This is a genomic window from Burkholderia sp. 22313, from assembly GCF_052045245.1.
Taxonomy (GTDB): Bacteria; Pseudomonadota; Gammaproteobacteria; order Burkholderiales; family Burkholderiaceae; genus Burkholderia.
This window is the reverse complement of record NZ_JBQEON010000003.1, coordinates 241,370-261,934: the sequence shown is the minus strand read 5'-3', so window position 1 is coordinate 261,934 and position 20,565 is coordinate 241,370. Positions and strand designations below refer to the sequence as shown.

Here is a 20,565-nt window from a genome sequence, read left to right as displayed (position 1 = left end):
GAAACATATGACGAAACGAACCGGCCGCCGTAAGCGGGTCGTCAGCACACTCGCGTGCCGCGGTGGCCGATGCCGGATGCGCGGGCGTCGACCGGGAACCGGCCGAGGTCCGGAGCGGCCGCAGGCAACCTGCCGTTACAAACGGCGACCGGTATGCGTAGCCGACTCCTTGTGCGACGAACCGGCCTGCGTATCGTGTTCGCGTTCGTGTTCGCGTTCGCGTTCGTCCTGCCTGCGCATCCGTTCGCGCAGATGGCGGATCGCGAACACGTGGATGTAGTCGTGCACGCGTGCATCGGACGACAACGCTCGCACTTCGTCGTCGAGCATCGTGCGTAACTGGTCGTCGCCGATCTCGCGCTGTTCGGCGGCGGCTTTCAACGAATCAAGCAAACGGTCCTGTGACATCGACGGGCTCCTGACGGTCGAGGAACGAAAGGAAAAACGGACGCTACCGAAAGATTAGAGGCTGGACGGCCGCCCGGCGTACGATGCGCCGAAGCGTGTTTGCGCACGATCAACGGCACGTTGCATGCCGCCCGCGCCGGTCTGTCGACGGACCGGCCCGCGCACGGAATCCGCGGCGCACCTGGCCCGCGAACGACTGGAAATCTTGCCACGCCACCCCGAGGCGCGGCACCCGCGATCGCGCGGACGATGAACCGTCGCGCGATCGCGGGTGCAGGGGGAAAACTTAGACCGGTCGAAATCCGGCGTCAAGCGGCACGCGCGGCGATTCATTCGTCAGTTCGAATGCACCGGATCGGGGCGCCCGGCGTAGTGCGCCGGCCCCGCGCGCTCGCGCCACTGCAGCCGATCGCCGGTCCGGCGTGTCAGCGGATTCCGATACCCGGCGCGCAATGCCTGACAGCGACTTCGGCGCGTGCCGATTGGCAACGCCCCGTTCCCGGCAGATACTGATGTCATGAACCAACCGTTCATACCCGGTCATCGCTCAGCCAGCCGTCGAGCCGGCAAGCGGGGTCCGGCGCAGGAGACCAACCATGGCCCATCGCAACTTCCCGGCCCGGGACGGACAGCGGCGCACGCCGTCCGCTCCCGCGGTGCCGACCGCCATTCGCCCGTCCGAGGAACTCGACGCGTTGCTCGCGCTCGCGCGTGAGTCGGGCTTGCTCGTCACGCTCGACGGACAGATCGGCCGAGAAAAATATCAGAGCGTCGCGGGATCGGTGCTCGCGCTGCAGCGGTTCGCCGCGGCCGTCCGCGCACGTGCCGACGCACCGGCCGTGTCGGCGCCGCGTCGCAAGACGCGACCTGGCTGGCCGCGGTTGCGCGATCGCACACCGGACGGGCGAGGATGCCTGCATGCCATGCGTCGGGATGCACGCGTATACCGGTGTGCGCGCCGCCGGCACGATCAGCGGGCGTTGCGCGCCGCATGACAGCCTGAACGCAGCCGACGCGGCACGAGGCCGCGTGATGGCTGCACCGGCCGCAGCATCCCCCCGGCGGCGCTGCGCTGCGCGCGACGGTCGCGCGACAGCACATCGCATGCCGCCCTCCACACCGATCCGCATTCGCGCGATCGCGTGCCGCTACGCGCCGTTCCGCACGGCGACATCGACGAAAAAATACCTGCGAGGAAAGTCGTACGCACGGGGCCAGGAAAGCGGACGGGGTGAGATGCACCCCGTCCGTCGTCCAAGGCAGCCGCCGGCTGCCTACCCTCGTGCCAGAGAGTTCTCGACCGGCTCCCGCGCCACGCGATGCGTGGCCCGGCTCCGGAACACGGTGGAATCGAAACGGTGTCGGACGCGCGCCGGTCCGCGCACGCGCAGACGTGTGCGCCACTGTCTCACGCAACGCAAGCGGCGTTTCTGATGCAGGTCAACGAAAGCCCGCTTCGCGCCGGCTGCATCCGGACCTTCACGCCGTGCCGCGCACGAGCAGCACCGGCACTTGCGCGAGATGCGCGACCCGGCGCGCGACGCTGCCGATCAGCCAGGCGGCGATACCGCGCCGGCCATGCGTGCCGACCACCAGCAGTTCCGCATGCCAGTGCACGGCGTCGCGCATCAGCGCATGGGCGACGTCGTCGCTGGTCGGGCGGGTTTCGACAATGCCGCGCTTGGTCGGGTTCCCGGTCGCATGGAACAACGGGCCGATCCGCGCCAGCGCGTCCTCGCCCTCCGCGCGATACGCATCCTCGAGCGCGCGCACCGGCACGATATCCGTCAGACGAACCGCGCGATCGACGACATAGGCCGCATACAGCAGCGTCGTCGGCGCCGCGTAGCCGAGCCCGACGCACACCGCGTGCAGCGACGGCTCGCTGCCGTCGACCGCGAACATCAGGCGCTGTAGCGGCCCTTCCGACGGACGCGCATAGCCGGCCGGCACGATCAGCAGCGCGCAGCGTGCGCGTGTGGCCAGCGTGTCGGACATCGCGCCTTCGACGAGCCGCAACAGGCCGTGGTGCGGATTGGCGCCGACCACCAGCACGTCCGCACGCCAGGTCGACGTTTCGTTCGCGAGCGCGTTGGCCACCGTCCCGCCCGTGACCGCCGTATCGACGATCACCTGCTCCACCGCCGCACCGCTGCCGGCGAACAGCGCGGCGGCGCGCTCGAGCGTCGCCTGCGCTTCGCGCGTCATGTCTTCGCGCGCCGACGTCAGCAGCGCGTCGATGCGCGGGATGTCGGGCAGCACGAGACGCGGGTTGTCGATTGCGCAGACGATGCGCACCTGCATGCCGGGGCGCAGCAGCGTGCGCGCGTAGTGTGCGGCGGACAGCGATTCCGGCGTCGAGTCGACGGCCAGCGCGATGCGTGCGAGCGGTGGAATGGACGGGAGGGTCGAAGTGGATGGCATGGCGAAGGCCTCCTTGCGGACGCGTCGTCGCGAACGACGACCGGAGCTTCGCGCGGCAGCGGCACGCGGCGGGCGGACGGCCGGCGCGGCCGCAGCGATCGGCGGGCGGCCACGCGAAGCGCGGACAAGCGATTCAAACAGCATATGACGTCCGGCCCGCGCGTGCATGATCGCGATCAATACCCGTGCGGGCCGTGCCCCGCTGCACCGCGCGCGCCTGGGCGGCGCGCGGCGTGTCGCGTGGCGGCCGGTCCGGTCAGGACTTCGTCGACGCGGGCGCGCCCGCGCGGTTCGCATAGAACACCGCGTACGCGATGCCGAGCAGCACGATCCACAGCGGGCCGATCACGAGCGCGACGCGCGTATCCGGCGTGAACGCCATCAGCACGACGACCAGCGCGAGAAAGCCGAGCGCGACGAACGAGCCGAGCGGATAGAACGGCACGCGGATCGGCAGGCGCGCGATCCGGTCGGCCGACAGCGTGCGGCGAAAGCGCATCTGCGCGATCAGGATCACGCACCACGTCCAGATCGCGCCGAACGTGGACACCGACGTCAGCCACGTGAACACGTGCTGCGGCGCGAGGTAGTTGAGCAGCACGCCGATCAGCAGCAGCGCGACCGACAGGGCCACGCCGTACACCGGCACGCCGTTGCGGTTCACGCGGCCCAGCCGGGCCGGCGCCTGGCCCTGCTGCGCGAGGTTGTAGAGCATCCGCGCGGTGCTGAACAGGCCGCTGTTGCACGACGACAGCGCCGCGGTCAGCACGACGAAGTTGATGATGCCGGCGGCGGCCGGGATCCCGAGCCGCGAGAACGTCATCACGAACGGGCTGCCCTGCGTGCCGATCTGGTCCCACGGATAGAGCGACATGATCACGAACAGCGCGCCGATGTAGAAGATCAGCACGCGCCAGAACACCGAGTTCACCGCCTTGGTCAGCGACTTTTCCGGATTGCGCGCCTCGCCGGCCGTGAGGCCGAGCATCTCGACGCCGAGATACGCGAACATCACGATCGGCAGCGCGCCGATCACGCCGTGGATGCCGTTCGGCATGAAACCGCCGTGGGCCCACAGGTTCGAGAGGCCCGTCGCGACCCCGCCGTTGCCGATGCCGAACGCGATCATGAGGCCGCCGCCGATGATCATCAGCACGATCGTGACGATCTTGATCAGCGCGAACCAGAACTCGAATTCGCCGTACAGCTTGACCGCGATGAAGTTCACCGCGCCCATCGCGGTGAGCGCGGCGAGCGCCCAGATCCAGTTCGGCACGCCGTGGAACCACATGTGCATGTAGACGCCGACGGCGGTGATTTCCGCCATGCAGGTGACGATCCACACGAACCAGTAGGTCCAGCCGGTCAGGTAGCCCGCGAGCGGGCCGAGGTAGTCGCGCGCATAGCGGCTGAACGCGCCCGCGACCGGATTCGTGATCGCCATTTCGCCGAGCGCGCGCATGATCAGGAAAATCGCGAGGCCGCCGAGCAGGTAGGTCAGCAGGATGGCTGGGCCGGCCGTACGGATCGCGGTGGCCGAGCCGAGGAACAGGCCGACGCCGATGGTGGCGCCGAGCGCCATCAGGTTGATGTGCCGCTCTTCCAGCCCGCGGTGCAACTGGTCTTCTGGTTGTTTCAAGTTCGTCTCCTGACAGCCGCGAACGGGCCGCCGTCATTGTCGATGTCAATGCGCGACCGTTCATGCCGATACCGGCAACCCGAAAACGAAAAATCCCCGCCGCCGTTTCCCTAATGAAAAACGTTGCGGATACTGCGTCACTGCGATTGGAATCGCCAATGATTATCGACATTTTCCGGAACAATCCGGAAAACGGATCGGGCCTTTCACGGAATACGCCCGTGCGGCCCGTGTAACGCGGCTGTGCGCGTGACGGGCGGCAACGGGATCAATCGCTTTCGGCGCGAACGAACGCGCGTCGAAGGTGCGCAATCAAGCGCACGCAATATGCAGGCGGGATTATAAGAATAATCAGATGTTTTTCGCCAGATGGTTTTTGCGGGAACTGGCGACCGTGAATACCAGCCGTGAAATTGGGCTGAACGGAAATGCGTGCGGGACGTGCGCGGAAGCCCGCGCACGATTTACTTCGACAACGTCGCCCGCACCGTATATTCGCCTTCGAGCGCGGTGCCGTGATCCGGCCGCACGAAATACCGCGACGCATCGAGATCCGCCGGCAGCGGCTCGACCGGATAACCATGCTTCTCCCACGCATCGAGGCCGCCTTTCAGCGCCTTGATGTTGTGGAGCATCTTCTTGCGCTGCATCTTCGCGATCAGGCGCTTCGCGGTCGCTTCATTCGGACACACGCAATACACGACGATCGGCCGCTTCAGCAACTCCGGATCGAGCAGGTCCGGCGAATCGAGATCGACCGGCACCGCACCGGCAATCCGGAACGGCTCGCGTTCGCGAATCGCGCGCGGGCGTGCGTCGAAGATCAGCGGCGGCTCGTTCGACGTCATCATTTCGACGAGTTGCGGCGGAGAAATGCGCACCTGCGCCAGATAGCGGCGGAACTGCACGCGACGCACCCAGCGGTACAGCACGAACGTGATGAAGATCGCGAGGAATGCGTCGAGGATCGTGCCACCGCTCGCGCGCACCCACAGCACGAACTGGACGATCTGGTCGTGCACGGCCGCGCCGCCGATGAGCCAGACTGCGGCCCACAACGACGCGCCGGCCAGATCCCAGAACAGGAACACGCCGACGCCGATCGCGGTCGTGCCGAGCAGCGGTGCCGACACGAGGCCGAGGCCCGGCAGGAACTTGGAGAGCACGAGCAGCGGCGCGCCGAATCTTTCGAACACGTTACGCGCGAAGCGCAGCGTCGTGTCGAGCGACAGCGAGAAACGCACAAGCCCGTTCAGCAGGCGCCGGCCGCGCGTGCGGCCCATGAAGAACCACAGCGAATCGGCGAGCATCGTCGCGCCGATCGCCGCCGCGAACATGCTCGCCCACGACGCCTGCCCCATCGCCGCCATCGTACCGCCGAGAATCAGCATCGGGACGGCCGGCACCGGCACGCCGAGCTGCGTGATCAGCACGCTCGCGAACACGGCCCACGGGCCGAGCGACGAAGGAATCGCAATGGGAAAGTGCCACACGGCGGCGCTCCTGGAAGACATGCGGACCGTGCGACGGGGGCGGCCGTCGATACGGCTGGCAGCGACCGTCGCGGCACGTCCGCGGCCGATCCTGCACCACCGTGCATTCTAAACGGGTTTGCGCGACGCCGCGCGGAACAGCCGCTGTCGACGGGTGCGTCGGCGGCCGGCCTGGCCGCCGCCGGCACACTCAGTCGCCGACGCTCGGCGCGAGCCGTGCGACGTATTCCGCGTACGCGGGGAACGCGGCGGCGAGCGTGGTCGCGTCCGCGAGTTCGAACTCCGAGAACTCGAAACCCGGCGCGACCGTGCAGCCGACGAGCGCGACATCCTCCGGCGCGGCGCAGCGTGCGCCGAACCAGCGCCCGGCCGGCACGACCGCCTGGAACACGGTGCCCGGATGCGTGAGCGGATTGCCGAGCCGGTGGATCGTGAGGCCGTCGTGCTCGTCGAGCACCCACACTTCGAGCGGATCGCCCGCGTAGAAATGCCAGACCTCGTCGGAACGGATCCGGTGCCAGGACGAATACGCGCCGTCGCACAACAGGTAGTAGATCGCCGTCGACGCCGCGCGTGGCGCACCGTCGGCCGGCCGCACGACCGAATCGGCCGCGCGGTAGGTTTCCCGGAAATAGCCGCCCTCGGGATGCGGCTGCAGGTTGAACTGGTGAATCAGGTCGGCGGCGGAGATCGGCATGGCGGATGACGTCGGTAAAGTAGGAAACCGGACACGCGACGCACGGCCAGGGCCGATCGAGGAGGCGATCGGCCGCCGTCGCGTGCCGCTGCGTCGATCGCCGCGGCCATGCACGCGGCGACCGGATCGCGCGCGGAACGCGGCGCGCGACGATGAAGCGAACACCGGCCGATGCTGCCAGAAGTGCGGGCCACGATGCAACCGGCGCGGCCCGACAGCGCACTCGCCGCTCGGCGTGCGGAGCGTCCATCCCCGTGCGTGCCGGATACATGACGGCATACGACCGCACACGATGTCACGCCGGCATCCGCCGGCTCCGCGCGGCAACCCGCGCCCGCCACCACGCGCGCATCCGTGCCGCCCGGCACCCGTCACGCGCTTGCCGCGGCTGCCGGTTCGTCGTGCCGCACCAGCAGCACGGGCCGGTCGGCCGCGCGCAGCAGCGATTCCGCCACACTGCCGAGCAGCAGCCGGCGCAGCCCGTGCCGCCCGCTCGTCCCCATCACGATCAGGTCGGCACCGGCCTCGGCGGCCGTGCGCATCAGCACCGCGGCGATGTCTTCGCCGTACGCGTCGAGCGCGCGCACGGTGCCCGGCACATGCTGCTGCGCGAGCACCGCCTTCGCCTCGTCGAGCACGGGCGTCACCGCATCGACGGCGGCCGCGTCGTCGTCGCGTTGGGCCGCGAAGCCCGCATCGACGTCGACGAGCTGCGGCCGATGCTCGACGACATACGCGCACGTCACCTCGCCGCCGGATACCGCCGCGATCCGGATCGCCTCGTTCAGCGCGAGACGCGCGCTCGGGCTGCCGTCGAGCCCGACGAAAATCCGCTTGTACATGGTCCTCCCTCCGACCGGGCACGCGTCGCGCATCGCGCAACGGCGGCCCGTCACTGCGAACCGGCCCGATGCCGGCTCGCCTGCCGAACAGTCTGCCCCACGTGCCGACGCGCCGGTTGATGCGCGTCAATCGCGGCCGGGACGCCCGCTGCACCGCCCGGCTATCGCATTTTTAGCTGACCCTATTACAAAAAACGCCTAAAGCGCGCACAATTTCGTCCTTAAAGCAGACGTGACGTCGCACGCGGCCGGTGCGAGTTTTTCCCGGTTTTGCCGCGCTGCCCGAGTGCCGCGGGCGGCCCCGACACCAGAATGGCCATCGAATGACCGCAAGTGGAACCCTGCCGCGTGACGCCCGAGGGCCCACGCGCTTCCAGACCATGTTACGCCAGCCGCTCGCGGCCGGCGTCGTTGCGCTGTTCGCCGGCGCGGCGCTGTCGCTCGGCGTCGCGCTGCTGGTGCGCGAGCAGTGGCAAGGCGCCGTCCATACGCGCTTCGAACGCCGCACGGCGCACGTGACCGCGATGCTGCGCCACGAACTGCAGTCCGGCGTCGCCGTGCTCGAAAGCGCGCGCGGCGCGTACGATCTCGCGCCGCAGATGACGCCCGACCAATGGCGCCGGTATGCCGACACGCTCGATCTCGACAGCGGATATTCGCCGGTCCGGCAGATCGGCTATGCGCCGTTGTCGCCGGCCGCGCGCAGCGCCCTCGCGGGCAAGGCGCCGATGCCGGCCGGCCCGTTGGCCGTTGCCACGCACAGCGCCCCCATGTCGAGCTCGGTCATCGTCCGCTTCGGCGCGTCGGACGCCGCACCGCTCGCGCGTGCGCTGCGCACCGGCGATGTCGCGCTCGGCATCCACCCGGCCGACGGCGATACGTCCCGCGACACGCGCACCCTCACGCTGTTCCTGCCCGCGACGGCCTCGCCGCGCGCGGCCGTCGCGCCATCCGGCCCGCACGAGCCCCGCGCCGATGGCGTGCTGTTCGCCGAAGTGAGTCCGACTCACCTGGTCGAGCGCGCGCTCGACGCGGAACGCGGGCTCGATCTGCGGATGAGCGCCGGTGACGATCCGCACCCTTTCGCGAGCGCCGAGACGACGACTGACGAAGCCTCGATGTCGCCCGACCTGATGCGGCGCACCGAGCAGCTGAATTTCGGCGGCACGGTGCTGACGCTCGCCTATTCCGCGGACGGCCGGCCGAGCGCGACCGGCGCACAGCGCGCGGCCGGCACGGTGCTCGCCGCCGGGCTGATCGCGTCGTTCGGGTTCGCGGCGCTCATCCATGCGCTGCTGCGCGGCCGCGCCGGCGGTGCCGACCCCGGCGCCAGCAGCCGCGGCATCCTCAACGAGGCGCGGATGATGGGCATCATCCGCTCGTCGATGGAAGCGATCATCACGATCGACGAAAAGCAGACGGTCGTGATCTTCAACCCGATGGCCGAACAGGTGTTCGGCGTGTCGGCGATGGAGGCGATCGGCGCGCCGCTGTCGCGTTTCATCCCCGAGCGGTTTCGCGCCGCCCATACGAAGCACGTCGACCAGTTCGGCGTGACGGGGGTATCCGAGCGCCAGATGGGCCGCCAGCGCGTGCTGTTCGGGCTGCGCGGCAACGGCGAGGAGTTCCCGATCGAGGCATCGATCTCGCAGATCCGCGATGCGTCGGGCAAGCTCTATACGGTGATGCTGCGCGACATCACCGAGCGGCAGCGCGCCGAGCATGCGCTGACGCAGTCGCGCGAGGAGCTGCGCGAACTGTCGGCGAACCTGCAGAACGTGCGCGAAGAAGAAAAGACCCGCATCGCGCGCGAACTGCACGACGATCTCGGCCAGCAGCTCACCGCGCTGAAGATGGACCTGTCGGTGGTCGAGCAGCAGTTGCGCGCGCCCGGCCATGCGCGCCCCGACGACGACGTGCTGTCGCACCTGCAGGGCATGCGCCGCCTGATCGATGCGACCGTCGCGTCGGTGCGGCGCATCGCAGCCGACCTGCGCCCGGTGATGCTCGACGATCTCGGCCTCGTGCCCGCGATCGAGTGGCTCGCGAACGACTTCACGAACCGCTACGGCATCGACGTCGAACGCCACATCGAAACGGGCGGCCTCACGTTCACCAGCGCGGGGGCGACCACGCTGTTCCGGATCGTCCAGGAAGCGCTGACGAACGTCGCGCGCCACGCGGATGCGACGCGCGTCGCGCTGCGGCTCGACATCGAGGAAGGCTGCTGCGTGTTGCGCGTCGCGGACAACGGCCGCGGTGCGGCGCCGGGCGGCCCCGCCCACGAAGACAAATCGTTCGGCCTGATCGGCATTCGCGAACGCGCACACATGCTCGGCGGCAGCGTGACGATCGATACCGCGCTCGCGCGCGGCTTCTCGATCACCGTCGCGTTCCCGCTCGGCACCGTTCAACAGGAAACCACCCTCACATGATCAAGGTGCTCATCGCCGACGACCATACGCTCGTGCGCGACGGTCTGCGGCACATTCTCCAGAACGCCACCGGATTCGAGGTGGCCGGCGAAGCATGCGACGGCCCGTCGACGATCGCGCTCGTCCGGTCGACGCCCGCGCAGGTGCTGGTGCTCGACCTGTCGATGCCGGGCCGCAACGGTGTCGAACTGATCAAGCAGATCAAGGACGAGAAACCCGCGCTGCGCGTGCTCGTGCTGACCATGCACGCGGAGCAGCAATACGCGGTGCGTGCCTTCCGCGCGGGTGCGTCGGGCTATCTGACCAAGGAAAGCGCGAGCGCCGAACTGGTCGGTGCGGTGACCAAGGTCGCGTCGGGCGGCGTCTACGTGAGTCTCGCGATGGCCGAACAGTTCGCGCAGAGCCTGAACGAACCGGCCGAGACGCTGCCGCACCAGCGTCTGTCCGACCGCGAGTTCGACGTGTTCCGCCGGATCGCCGCCGGACAGACGCTGACCGAGATCGCGCATGCGCTGTGCGTGAGCGCGAAGACGGTCAGCACCTACAAGACACGGATCCTGGAAAAGATGCAGATGCCGCACGAAGCGGCGCTGGTCCGCTACGCGATGCGGCACAAGCTGCTCGACGAAACGGACGACGTCTAGGCGGCCGGACCGCTGAACCGTGGCGGCCGCCGTGCGACGTGCGGCTGGCTGGCCTGACGCCGTGTGCGGCCGGCGGTTACTTCGCCGGTTACTTCGCCGGCACGGGGCACGCGAGATCGCCTTCCTCGCAGGACAGATAGCCCTTCAGCGTTTCGTTGCGCGTCTTGGTCAGATCGTCGAGACAGGTCGACACGACCATCGGATACGCGCTGCCGCCTTCGGCGTTCGCGCTGGAGAAATTGCATTCGGCATCGCGGTAGGCGATCCACGCGCGCTGCGCATTCACGAGCTTCTCGGCCAGCGGCTTCGCATCGCGCAGGCGCGCGGTGACGGTCTGGTAAGTGCGGTTCAGCTCCGCGTCGGATTTCTTGTATGCGCGATCGGCACACGCCGTCATCGCGGCCTGATCCGCCGCGTCCGCACAATTCGCCTGCGCATGGGCAACGTTCGCCGTCAGCGCGAGCGCGCCCAGCAGACCGGTCAAGACACGCATGAATGCTCCTGATTGTTTTCGTTGAAGTCGTGGAACGTGCTGCCCGGCTTGCCGCCGCGCCTCGGTGCGCGGCATCGCAAGCCGGCCGGCGCTACCCCATCCGCCGCGGCTCATGCGGCAGCGCGATGCCGACCGCGATGCTAGCGCACGCGCGGTGGATTGTCAGCCGGCGCCACGCGTGGCGCCGACGCAAAAAAGCCCGCACTCGACATGAATGCGGGCTTCTCGATACGGCCTCGCCGGGCGGCCCGGCGGCCGCGCGGCGGTAGACCGCTTAGTGACCGAAGTACACCGACGAACGATCGGTGTCGGCCGGGACCGTCACACGCTGGCCCGACTGCGACGTCACGACCGGGTTCGAGCCATAGCCCGTTGCGTCGGCTTGCGCGCCGGTGTTCTGTGCCGCGGCGATCTTCGCCTGTGCGGCCTGGATGTTTTCCGGATAGTTCATCCAGTCGTTCGGGTTGTAGCCGGCTTTTTCCAGCTGGACCAGCTCGGCACGCACTTGCGCGCGCGTCAGCGGCTGCGGGTTCGATTGAGCGAACGAGACAACCGGTGCGGCCACCAGAGCGGCCAGTGCAACTGCCTTGATCAGCGATTTCATGATGCGTTACCTCCAGATTGTTTTGTCAGGCGCTTCGGACTCGGTAGTCGTTGCGCATGAGTGAAAGTCTAGGCGGCTCGGCTATCAGGGTAAATACTTAAATCGCAAATTCACTGTTGACCCAATCCGTACAATTGCCGCGCATTCGGTCTAATCATCAGATGATTATCGTCGCGCCCGCATCCAATGGATTGCGGTCGGCGTCGGCAGGCATCCAGGCCTGCCCGGACAATCCGCGGGCTCCAGGCCACTGCCCCGCGGCTCCCGCCCTTGCTCCGGCTGAACCCTCAGCGGGACGGGTCGGCGACCGCCACCACCGACAGGTCGAACAGCAACGCCTTGAGGCGAATCCGGTCGGCGGCAGCGGTGTCGCCAAAAGCCGCGTGGTGAAGCGTCCAGCCCGGCGTCGCCGGATCGGCGTGCACCGCACGCACCGTGCCGTCGAGCGTCAGCAACGCGATCCGGTCGCCGTCCGTATACGGCAACTGCACGCTCAAAGGCTCGCCGGCCGCCGCGAGCGGCCGGTCGACCGCGATCGACAGCCCGTTCAGGCTCAAATCCCGAACGATCCCGATCCCGGCGGCCTGCGCCGCCCCGCCCGTGCAGCAGGCCGCGATCCGTACCGGCACGCGCGGCTCCGCGCGCGTGCGCAACCGGTCGACGAAACCCGGCGGCGACAGCACCATGAACGGCGCGGCGCCCGACACCTGCACCGCTTCGACCGTCGCACCGAAGCGCGACACCGCCGACCGGCCGATCGCGATCGCCTCGACGTCGTCGCCGCGGGCAAGGTCGAGCACGACTGCCGGCTGCGGTTCGACAAACAGCGCGCCCGATGCGCCGACCCCGATCAACCGGCAGCGTTGCAGCACGCGGGTTGCACCGACCCGCCGGCGGATGCCGATCGCGGCGCCAGCCGACAACCCCATGCGGGCGGCAGCTGGCGCGGTGTCGTGCGCCGGCGCGGCGGGCTCGGCGTCATCGCGTCTGCGCACCAGGCGGAAGTGATCGAACAGGAAGGCATGCTGCGCGGGATCGCGCAGTGTCGTGCCGGCAGGCAGCAGCGCGGCGCCGCCCGCATCGTAGAGATCGAAGCCGAGCGGGACGCCGGCGCGGACGTCATCGCGCGCGAGCGCAACGTGATCGGTAGTGAGCCGCATCGGAAAGGCGCGGAGCGACCGCGCGAGCTGTCGTGACAACGTTATAACGGCAGCCTCGCGCGAAATCTGAACAGTTCGTTACTGAGAGCCGCCGGTCGTGTCGGGCGACCCCTGTACCGGTACAGGGGGTGGCGCCGGCGCCGGCACGGCCGAAGGCGCGGCCGGCGAGGAACCGACACCCCCGCTCCCCGTGTTGCCCGGGTTCGTCGTGCTGCTGCCCGTCGATGACGGTTGCGCGGCCTGTGGTTGCGACGCGCCTGCCGACAATGCGGCGGCCGACGCCGCGACCTCGGACGCCGGAATCCATTCCTCGACGATGCCGCCGGATGCCGTCTCTGCGGCCGACGCGGCGGATGCGGCGGATGCCGCCGACGCCGCGGCAGCGTCAGCCTCGGGCTGACGCTCGATCCGCTGCGTCCTGACAGGCGCCGGCGCCTTCTTCGGCTCGGGCCCGAACCAGCCGTCGAACAGGTCCGTCACCCGTTCGCGCACCGACGCGAACCAGCCGGGCGACGGTTCGGTATCGAACTTCGCCTTCGTATCGACGATCCGTGCACGCTGCGCACGCTGGAAGAAGTCGCCGACGATCGGTAGCGCGCTGTGCGCGCCTTGCCCCCAGTAGTCGCTGCGCAGCGTCACGCGACCGTCGTCGAAGCCGACCCACGCGCCGGCGACCAGCCCCGGTTGCATCAGGATGAACCAGCCGTCCGCATTGTCCTGCGTGGTGCCGGTCTTGCCGGCCACGTCGCCGCGAATCCCGAAGCGCGTGCGGATGCTGCTGCCGGTGCCGCGCGTCACGACGTCGCGCATCACGCTGAGCAGCGTCTTGTCGGTCTCGGCGTCGAGCGCGCGCTCGGGCGGCGCCGGCGCGTATTCGGCAAGCACGTCGCCATGGCGGTTCTCGATGCGCGTGACCATTTGCGGCTCGACGTACAGCCCGCCGTTCGCAATGGTCGCGTACGACGCGACCATCTCCTTCAGCGTGACGGGGCTTGTGCCGAGCGCCAGCGACGGCACGCGCTCGAGCGGGCTTTCGCGCACGCCCATGTCGCGCGCAAGCCGCGCGACGGCTGCGGGGCCGACCTTCTCCATCACCTGCGCGGTGATCCGGTTGCGCGACAGCGCGACCGCGTCGCGCAGCGTCATCGGCTTGCCCGACGGCGGCACGTCGTCGTTCGGCCGCCAGACTTCGCCGCCCTTCAGCGGAATCTCGACCGCCTGGTCGATGAACGTGTCGTCCGGCTTCATCCCGTTCGCGAACGCGACGCCATAGACGAACGGCTTGAAGGTCGAGCCGGGCTGCCGCCGCGCCTGCGCGACGTGATCGAACGGCTCGTTCGTGAAGTCGCGGCTGCCGACCCACGCGCGAATCTGGCCGTCGCGCGGATCGATCGCGACGAAGCCGGCCTGCACGTCGGTCTTCGCCTTGCACAGCGCGCGCATGAACCCGCGGTCGGCGGCGAGCTGCTTCATCGCGGCCGCATCGTTCTTGCCGGCATCCTGCGCGGCCTTGTACTCGGGCGACTCGCGCATGAAGGTGCGGAACACCTCGTTGTCGGTGCCGCAGCCGTCGCGCCCGCTCCACGCGTTGTTCGCGATGCCCTGCAGCTGGTTCGCCTGCTGCGTCAGCGCCTGGGTCGCCATCTGCTGCAGACGCGAATCGATCGTGGTGCGCACGATCAGCCCGTCCGAGTAGATGTTGTAGTCGTTGCGGTCGGCCCAGCCGATCAGCCATTTGCGCAGTTGCTGCGCGAAGTGCGGCGCGGGCCCCGGCGGCTCCTTCTGGCGCTCGAAATCGATACGCAGCGGCCGGCGCTGCAACTGCGCGAACTGCGCCGGCGTCAGCTTGCCGTACTTCACCATCTGGCCGAGCACCGTATTGCGCCGCTGCAGCGCGCGCTCGGGGTTCAGCACCGGGTTGTAGTAGCTGTTGCCCTTCAGCATCCCGACGAGCGTCGCGCTGTCGAGCACGTCGAGCTCGTCGGCCGACTTGTCGAAATAGGTGCGCGCGGCCATCTCGACGCCGTACGCGTTGTACAGGAACGGCACCGTGTTCAGGTAGGTCTCGAGAATCTGGTCCTTGCTGTAGACGGCCTCGATCTTCAGCGCGGTGATCGCTTCCTTCACCTTGCGCGTGAGCGTCGGCGCGCGGCCGATCTCGTCCGGGTACAGGTTGCGCGCGAGCTGCTGCGTGATCGTCGAGCCGCCCTGGCGGTCGCCCGAGAACGTATGCAGCGCGGCCGACGCCGTGCGCTTCCAGTCGAGGCCGTGGTGCGCGTAGAAGCGATGGTCCTCGGTCGCGATCAGCGCATCGACCATGTGCGGCGAAATCTGCTTGAGCGGCACCCATTCGCGGTTCGACGGCTTGAATTCCGCCAGCAGCTTGCCGTCGGCGGACAGCACCTGCGCGGGCTGGTCGACACGCGCCTTGCGGATGTCGCCGATGCTCGGCGTGAACGGAATCAGTATCACCACGTACAGCGCGAACAGCGCCGGCACGGCGGCGGCCGCGCGCAGCACGCCGCGGCGCGTCGGATGACGGAGATGGTGCCAGGCGATGGCCAGGACACGCTTGACGGGCACCGCGGCGGCAGCCGCGACGGGCTGGGCGCGCGCGACCCATTTGGCACAGAGGTCACGCACTGACGACACGTTTCGGCGATTCACGCGGATGGGGGATCTGCTGGAAAGGCTGCATCGTACCAAAACTCGCGCGGCCCACCGGCCGGCGGGCGTCCCGGGCCCGCACGAATCGCCTCCGGCCTCGCATTTTTACAACAAAAAAGGCGCGCGCCCTGCTGCGCGCGCCCGCAGCGGGACCGCGCGCCAAGCCCGGTACAACCGAATGCCGTGCGCCGAGGTTCAGCGCACGAGGAAACCGTAGGTCAGCGGATCGCGCTCGTCGACGATCCAGTTCGCGAATCCGCAGATGTGCGCGCTGCCCTCCACTTCCGGGATCACGGCCGGGAGGTCGCCGACCGTCGTCTCGCGCAGCACGCGGCCCTTGAACACGGTGCCGACGATCGACTCGTTGACGAGCGTGTCGCCGGCCGCGAGCAGGCCGCGCTGGTACAGCTGCGCGACGCGCCCTCCCGTGCCGGAGCCGGTCGGCGAGCGGTCGACTTCGCGATCGGCGAACACGCAGCAGTTCGCCTGCGTCGAGCCCGGATGGCGCGGCGCGTTCGCGATGATCGTGCCGTAGATATGGTTGATTTCCGGAATCTCCGGATGCACGACCGGATACTTCGCGTTCGCGGCGGCCTTCACCTCCGCGCCGAAGCGGATCAGCTTCTCCACCGCCGCCTCGCGCACCGGCAGGCCGAACGGCGCGCCGTCGACATAGAAATAGAACGCGCCGCCATAGGCGATGTCCCCCGTCACGGTGCCGAACGACGGCGTATCGACCGACACGTCGCGCTGCCAGATGAACGACGGCACGTTGACGAAGCGCACCGGCCCCGCGTGCTCGCCGTCCCATTTCACGAACGCCTCGATGAAGCCGCACGGCGCGTCGATGCCCACGCGCGTCTCGGGCACGGTGCGCTGCACCCAGCCGAGCTCGACCGCGGCGGTCGACAGCGCGATCACGCCGTGCCCGCAATGGTCGCTGTAGCCTTCGTTGTGCAGGAAGATCACGCCGAAATCGGCGTTCGGCGATACCGGCTCGGTCAGGTAGCCGCCGTACATGTCGGCGTGGCCGCGCGGCTCGAACATCAGCGCACGGCGGATCTCGTCGGCGTTTTCCTTGAGCCACGTGCGGCGCTGGACGATCGTGTCGCCGGGCAGGCGCGGCAGCCCGCTCGTGACGATGCGGAACGCTTCGCCGCCGGTATGGACTTCGACGGTGGAAAGGGATCGGGAAATTTTCATGAGGATCGAAAGCGTGAAGACGAAGGACGGCGCCCCGGCGCCGTCCGGTGACGATTACTTCGCGTACGGCTCGGGCAGCCCGTTGCGGATCACGTAGACGGTGGTCGGCGCGCCCTTCAGGTCGCCGCGTTCGTCGAACGAATAGGTGCCGGCGACGCCCGCATAGTTCGTCTTCGCCAGCTGCGCGATCAGCTTCGCCTTGTCGGTGGTCGTGCCGGCCTTGACCATCGCGTCGGCGAGCAGCTTCATGCCGTCGTAGTAGTTCACGCCGTAGACCTGCGTATCCGTGTGATAGGCGTCGTGGTACTTCTTCAGGAATGCGCGGCCGGCCGGCGTCTTCTCGAGCGCGACGCCGCCCTGCGCGCAGTAGACGATCGACGCGGCGTCGCCCGCGACCTTGCCCATGTCGGCCGAGCAGATGCCGTCGCCGCCGAGCAGCTTCGCGCGCAAGCCGCGCTGCTTCATCTGCTTCGCCATCGGCGCGCCCTGCGCCGCATAGCCGCCGAGGAAGATCACGTCGGGATTGCTGGCCTTGATCTTGGTGAGGATGCCGAGGAAGTCGGTCGCCGACGAGTTCGTGTACTCCTGGTCGACGATCTTGATCCCGTTCGCCTTCGCGACGTTCATGAACTGCTCGGCGACGCCCTGCCCGTACGCCGTGCGATCGTCGATCACCGCGGCGGTCTTCGCGTTCAGCGTCTTCGCGGCGAAGGTGGCCATCGTGCCGCCGAGCTGCTCGTCGCTCGCGCCGATCCGGAAGATGTTCTTGAAGCCTTGCCGCGTGAGCGCGGGGTTCGACGCGACGGGCAGCATCGGCACGCCGGCGTTGGCGTACACCCGCGACGCGGGAATCGCGACGCCCGAGTTGTACGGCCCGAGCACCGCGACGACGCCCTTGTCGACCAGGTTCTGCGCGACCTGCACGCCCGCCTTCGGGTCGGCCTGGTCGTCCTCCGAGACAAGCTTGAACGTGACCGTCTTGCCGGCCACCTTCACGCCGGCCTTGTTGAGCTCGTCGACCGCGAGGCGCGCACCGTTTTCATTGTCCTTGCCGTTCGCGGCCTGGGGGCCGGTGAGCGGCGCCGAATGGCCGATCATCACGACTTCCTGCGCGTGCGCGGAAGTCAGCGCGCCGGCGGCAACGGCCACCGACAGCGCGATCATGAGGTGTCGCATGGTGTCTCCTGATTGGTTTTGTGTGAAACCAATGTAGGACATGCGTGGTCACCGTGCAAGCAGCTTCAAAAAGATTTTTGCGATTCTGGTTGTTTTTTAGACCAGTGCGACGAGATGAACGTCACTTCGGCGCGATGTCGCGCCGCACGCGCAGAATGTGCTGCTCGACGTAGAACGCCGCCGCGTCGGCGTCGCCGGACACGATCGCCTCGTAGATCAGCCGGTGCTCGGACACGTACAGCCGGATCCGGCCCGCGTCGTAGATGCCGTCGTCCTTGAGCCGCTTCCATAGCGGCTGGTCCATCGTCTTCGAGACTTCGTCCGCGATCTTCACGATCAGCCCGTCGCCGGTCATCAGGGCGAGCTGTCGATGAAACAGCCGGTCGCTCTCGTTCCACAGCGCGCGCTGCCGCGGGTCGTCGATATCGGTCACGGTTTCCATCTGCGCGAGATAGCCTTCTGCGACGGGATCGGCGCGGCCGTGCGCGGCAGCGAGGCGCGCGATCGCGGGCTCCAGGATCAGCCGCACGCCGAGCGTCGACGTCGGGCTGAAGTCCGCATCGGACGCACGGTGCGCATCGCCGCGCCGCGCGAGCACGTCGAGCGGCGCCGGCACGACATAGGTGCCCGAGTTGCGCTTCGTGATCACCAGCCCTTCGTTCTGCAACGCGCCGAGCGCCTCGCGCACGGCCGGCCGGCCGACCTGGAACAGCGCCGCGAGCTCGCGCTCCGACGGCAGCCGCGAATCGGCCGCATAGCGCCCGGCGCCGATCTCGTCGCGGATCTTCTCGGCGACCTGTTCGTAGATCTGCAATGGCCGGAAACCGGCTTCCAGGGATTCGGGGCGCGCGGACATCATCTGGGGCTCCTGCCCGGTCGGGGTAGTGGTTTGGGAATGGCGCCGCACTATACCGGAGCGGGTCCGGCACCGGGGCTCATGGCGACCCATCTGGACGGATATTAGAACCAAAACCGGCAATCTGCTTGCTTTTCCGGATTGCCGCGCGGCCAGTAACTGGTATAGATTCGATCCAGACCATCTGCCGTGACGCGATCCGGCAGCGCCGCAGCGAACGCGCGACGCGCGCGTCGTCCACGCCCACCCACCGAATCCAACCGACCGCCCCGATGACCCCCCTCTCCCGCACTCCCGCTTTCGATGCCGCCGAAACGGCCGCGCTGCTCGACTACCCGGCGCTGCTCGCCACGCTCACGCACACCGTCGCCGAATACGCGGCGGGCGAGATCGTCAGCCCCGAACGGCTGGTCGTGCCGCTGCAGGCGGGCGGCGTGATGCTGTCGATGCCGTCGAGCGCGCGCGACCTCGCAAGCCACAAGCTGGTGAACGTGTGTCCCGGCAACGGCGCGCGCGGACTGCCGACGATCCACGGCCAGGTGAGCGCGTACGACGCGACGACGGGCGAGCTGCGCTTCGTGCTCGACGGCCCGACAGTCACCGGCCGCCGCACGGCGGCCATCACCGCGCTCGGCATCCAGGCGCTGCACGGCACGGCGCCGCGCGACATCCTGCTGATCGGCACCGGCAAGCAGGCGGCCAATCACGCGGAAGCGCTCGCGGCGATCTTTCCGGACGCGCGCCTGCACGTGCGCGGCTCGCGCGCCGGCAGCGCGGCCGCGTTCTGCGACGCGCACCGCGCGCAGGCGCCGCAGCTCGCGCCGCTCGACGGCGACGCGATTCCCGATGCGATCGACGTCGTGGTCACGCTGACGACGAGCCGCACGCCCGTGTATCGCGAAGCGGCGCGCGAAGGCCGCCTCGTGGTCGGCGTCGGCGCGTTCACCGCGGACGCCGCCGAGATCGACGCCGGCACCGTGCGCCATAGCCGGCTCGTCGTCGACGATCCGGCCGGCGCGCGCCATGAGGCCGGCGACCTGATCGTCGCGCAAGTCGACTGGCGGCAGGTCGCGTCGCTCGCCGACGTCCTGAACGGCGCCTTCGACCGCCGCGGGCCGCTGCTGTTCAAGACCGTCGGCTGCGCCGCGTGGGATCTGGCCGCGTGCCGCACGGCGCGCGACGCACTGGATGCGCGCCGGCGCGGCTGATTCGACGACGGCGACAACTACCGGACGACAACGACAATGACGACCGGCGGCCGCCTGCACGCGGCCTGCGCGGCAACGCGGCACCCGCCCGGCGCCACCGGTTTCCCGTACGCGTTGTAGGAAACGCCCTACAACGCGTCGAAGCGGCCTACACAAACTTCCAATTCGGCCGATTTCATTTTTGGCGGCGCAACCCGATACTGCCCCCATGAATGCCAGCCTGCCGCCCGCCGCCACACTCAGGGTGTTTCTCGTCGATCACGCCGTCGCCGTCCGGCAACGGATCGCGCTGCTCGTCGGCGCGATCGGCGGCGTCGTGGTCGTCGGCGAAGCGGAAGACGGCCAGGACGCATGGGCGCACATCCGCAGCAGCCGCGCGGACGTGGTGATCGTCGACCTGCGGCTCGCGGACGGCAGCGGTCTCGACCTGATCGGAATGCTGTCGAAGGCCGCGCCGCGCGTCGTCACGATCGTGCTGACGAACCACTCGGCACCGGCATTCAGAGAGGCATGCGCGGCGGCCGGCGCCGATTATTTCTTCGACAAGACCGCCGAATTCGACGCAGCATGCCGCGTCATCGAATCTTTGGTGCGTGCTCGCGCGCACCATCCCTGA

18 protein-coding genes are annotated in these 20,565 nt (G+C 68.7%); 5 read left to right on the top strand and 13 right to left on the bottom strand.

The features are described 5' to 3' along the window. Positions 1-135 precede the first annotated feature (135 nt). Positions 136-408 (bottom strand): DUF3562 domain-containing protein, encoded by a 273-nt coding sequence (locus ACTJKF_RS04550; RefSeq protein WP_440622374.1) that lies wholly within the window; start codon positions 406-408, stop codon positions 136-138. Between the two features lie 596 nt (positions 409-1,004). Between ACTJKF_RS04550 and ACTJKF_RS04545 the strand changes: the two genes are divergently transcribed. Beyond that, on the top strand, positions 1,005-1,403 hold the full coding sequence (locus tag ACTJKF_RS04545) for a hypothetical protein (RefSeq protein ID WP_440622373.1): 399 nt from the start codon (positions 1,005-1,007) through the stop codon (positions 1,401-1,403). A 484-nt stretch (positions 1,404-1,887) separates the two neighbouring features. Here ACTJKF_RS04545 and ACTJKF_RS04540 read toward each other — a convergent pair whose 3' ends face one another. The 5 genes from ACTJKF_RS04540 to ACTJKF_RS04520 all read right to left on the bottom strand — a co-directional run bounded on the left by ACTJKF_RS04540 (position 1,888) and on the right by ACTJKF_RS04520 (position 7,503). Continuing rightward, complete coding sequence (locus tag ACTJKF_RS04540) at positions 1,888-2,832, bottom strand: universal stress protein (RefSeq protein ID WP_440622372.1); 945 nt, start codon at positions 2,830-2,832, stop codon at positions 1,888-1,890. A gap of 256 nt (positions 2,833-3,088) precedes the next feature. Continuing rightward, on the bottom strand, positions 3,089-4,471 hold the full coding sequence (locus ACTJKF_RS04535; RefSeq protein WP_440622371.1) for an amino acid permease: 1,383 nt from the start codon (positions 4,469-4,471) through the stop codon (positions 3,089-3,091). Positions 4,472-4,935: 464 nt separating this feature from the next. Next, positions 4,936-5,964 (bottom strand): DedA family protein/thiosulfate sulfurtransferase GlpE, encoded by a 1,029-nt coding sequence (locus tag ACTJKF_RS04530; protein WP_440622370.1) that lies wholly within the window; start codon positions 5,962-5,964, stop codon positions 4,936-4,938. A gap of 190 nt (positions 5,965-6,154) precedes the next feature. Then, positions 6,155-6,661: a cupin domain-containing protein gene (locus tag ACTJKF_RS04525; RefSeq protein WP_440622369.1), complete on the bottom strand. Its 507-nt coding sequence runs from the start codon at positions 6,659-6,661 to the stop codon at positions 6,155-6,157. A 371-nt stretch (positions 6,662-7,032) separates the two neighbouring features. Then, entirely contained in the window at positions 7,033-7,503 is a 471-nt protein-coding gene (locus ACTJKF_RS04520; protein ID WP_440622367.1) for a universal stress protein, read from the bottom strand. 323 nt (positions 7,504-7,826) lie between these two features. Here ACTJKF_RS04520 and ACTJKF_RS04515 point away from each other — a divergent pair, with 323 nt between their 5' ends. After that, complete coding sequence (locus ACTJKF_RS04515; RefSeq protein ID WP_440622366.1) at positions 7,827-9,938, top strand: PAS domain S-box protein; 2,112 nt, start codon at positions 7,827-7,829, stop codon at positions 9,936-9,938. Beyond that, positions 9,935-10,582, top strand: coding sequence for a response regulator (locus tag ACTJKF_RS04510; protein ID WP_174379593.1), 648 nt, complete (start codon positions 9,935-9,937; stop codon positions 10,580-10,582). The genes ACTJKF_RS04515 and ACTJKF_RS04510 overlap by 4 nt, the downstream gene beginning before the upstream one ends. 88 nt (positions 10,583-10,670) lie before the next feature. Here ACTJKF_RS04510 and ACTJKF_RS04505 read toward each other — a convergent pair whose 3' ends face one another. The 7 genes from ACTJKF_RS04505 to ACTJKF_RS04475 form a co-directional block, all read right to left on the bottom strand. Continuing rightward, positions 10,671-11,075: a lysozyme inhibitor LprI family protein gene (locus tag ACTJKF_RS04505; protein ID WP_440622365.1), complete on the bottom strand. Its 405-nt coding sequence runs from the start codon at positions 11,073-11,075 to the stop codon at positions 10,671-10,673. 274 nt (positions 11,076-11,349) lie between these two features. Then, a complete protein-coding gene (locus ACTJKF_RS04500; protein ID WP_440622364.1) occupies positions 11,350-11,679 on the bottom strand; it encodes a DUF4148 domain-containing protein in 330 nt (109 codons plus the stop codon). A 287-nt stretch (positions 11,680-11,966) separates the two neighbouring features. Beyond that, positions 11,967-12,839, bottom strand: a complete 873-nt coding sequence (locus tag ACTJKF_RS04495) for a PilZ domain-containing protein (RefSeq protein WP_440622363.1) — start codon at positions 12,837-12,839, stop codon at positions 11,967-11,969. Positions 12,840-12,917: 78 nt separating this feature from the next. Further along, entirely contained in the window at positions 12,918-15,491 is a 2,574-nt protein-coding gene (locus tag ACTJKF_RS04490; protein ID WP_440622362.1) for a penicillin-binding protein 1A, read from the bottom strand. A gap of 210 nt (positions 15,492-15,701) precedes the next feature. After that, a complete protein-coding gene (gene lhpH / locus ACTJKF_RS04485) occupies positions 15,702-16,709 on the bottom strand; it encodes a trans-3-hydroxy-L-proline dehydratase (RefSeq protein ID WP_440622361.1) in 1,008 nt (335 codons plus the stop codon). 54 nt (positions 16,710-16,763) lie between these two features. Beyond that, positions 16,764-17,885 carry a branched-chain amino acid ABC transporter substrate-binding protein gene (locus tag ACTJKF_RS04480; RefSeq protein ID WP_440622360.1) on the bottom strand — a complete coding sequence of 374 codons (1,122 nt, stop codon included), beginning with the start codon at positions 17,883-17,885 and terminating at the stop codon, positions 16,764-16,766. 121 nt (positions 17,886-18,006) lie between these two features. After that, entirely contained in the window at positions 18,007-18,744 is a 738-nt protein-coding gene (locus tag ACTJKF_RS04475; protein WP_440622359.1) for a FadR/GntR family transcriptional regulator, read from the bottom strand. 269 nt (positions 18,745-19,013) lie between these two features. On the opposite strand from ACTJKF_RS04475, the gene lhpI reads away from it, so the two are divergent. Together lhpI and ACTJKF_RS04465 are read left to right on the top strand one after the other, a co-directional pair. After that, the gene (gene lhpI, locus ACTJKF_RS04470; protein WP_440622358.1) at positions 19,014-19,949 is read left to right on the top strand and encodes a bifunctional Delta(1)-pyrroline-2-carboxylate/Delta(1)-piperideine-2-carboxylate reductase; all 936 of its coding nucleotides are present in this window, start codon (positions 19,014-19,016) and stop codon (positions 19,947-19,949) included. Between the two features lie 208 nt (positions 19,950-20,157). Next, positions 20,158-20,565, top strand: a complete 408-nt coding sequence (locus ACTJKF_RS04465) for a response regulator (protein ID WP_440622357.1) — start codon at positions 20,158-20,160, stop codon at positions 20,563-20,565.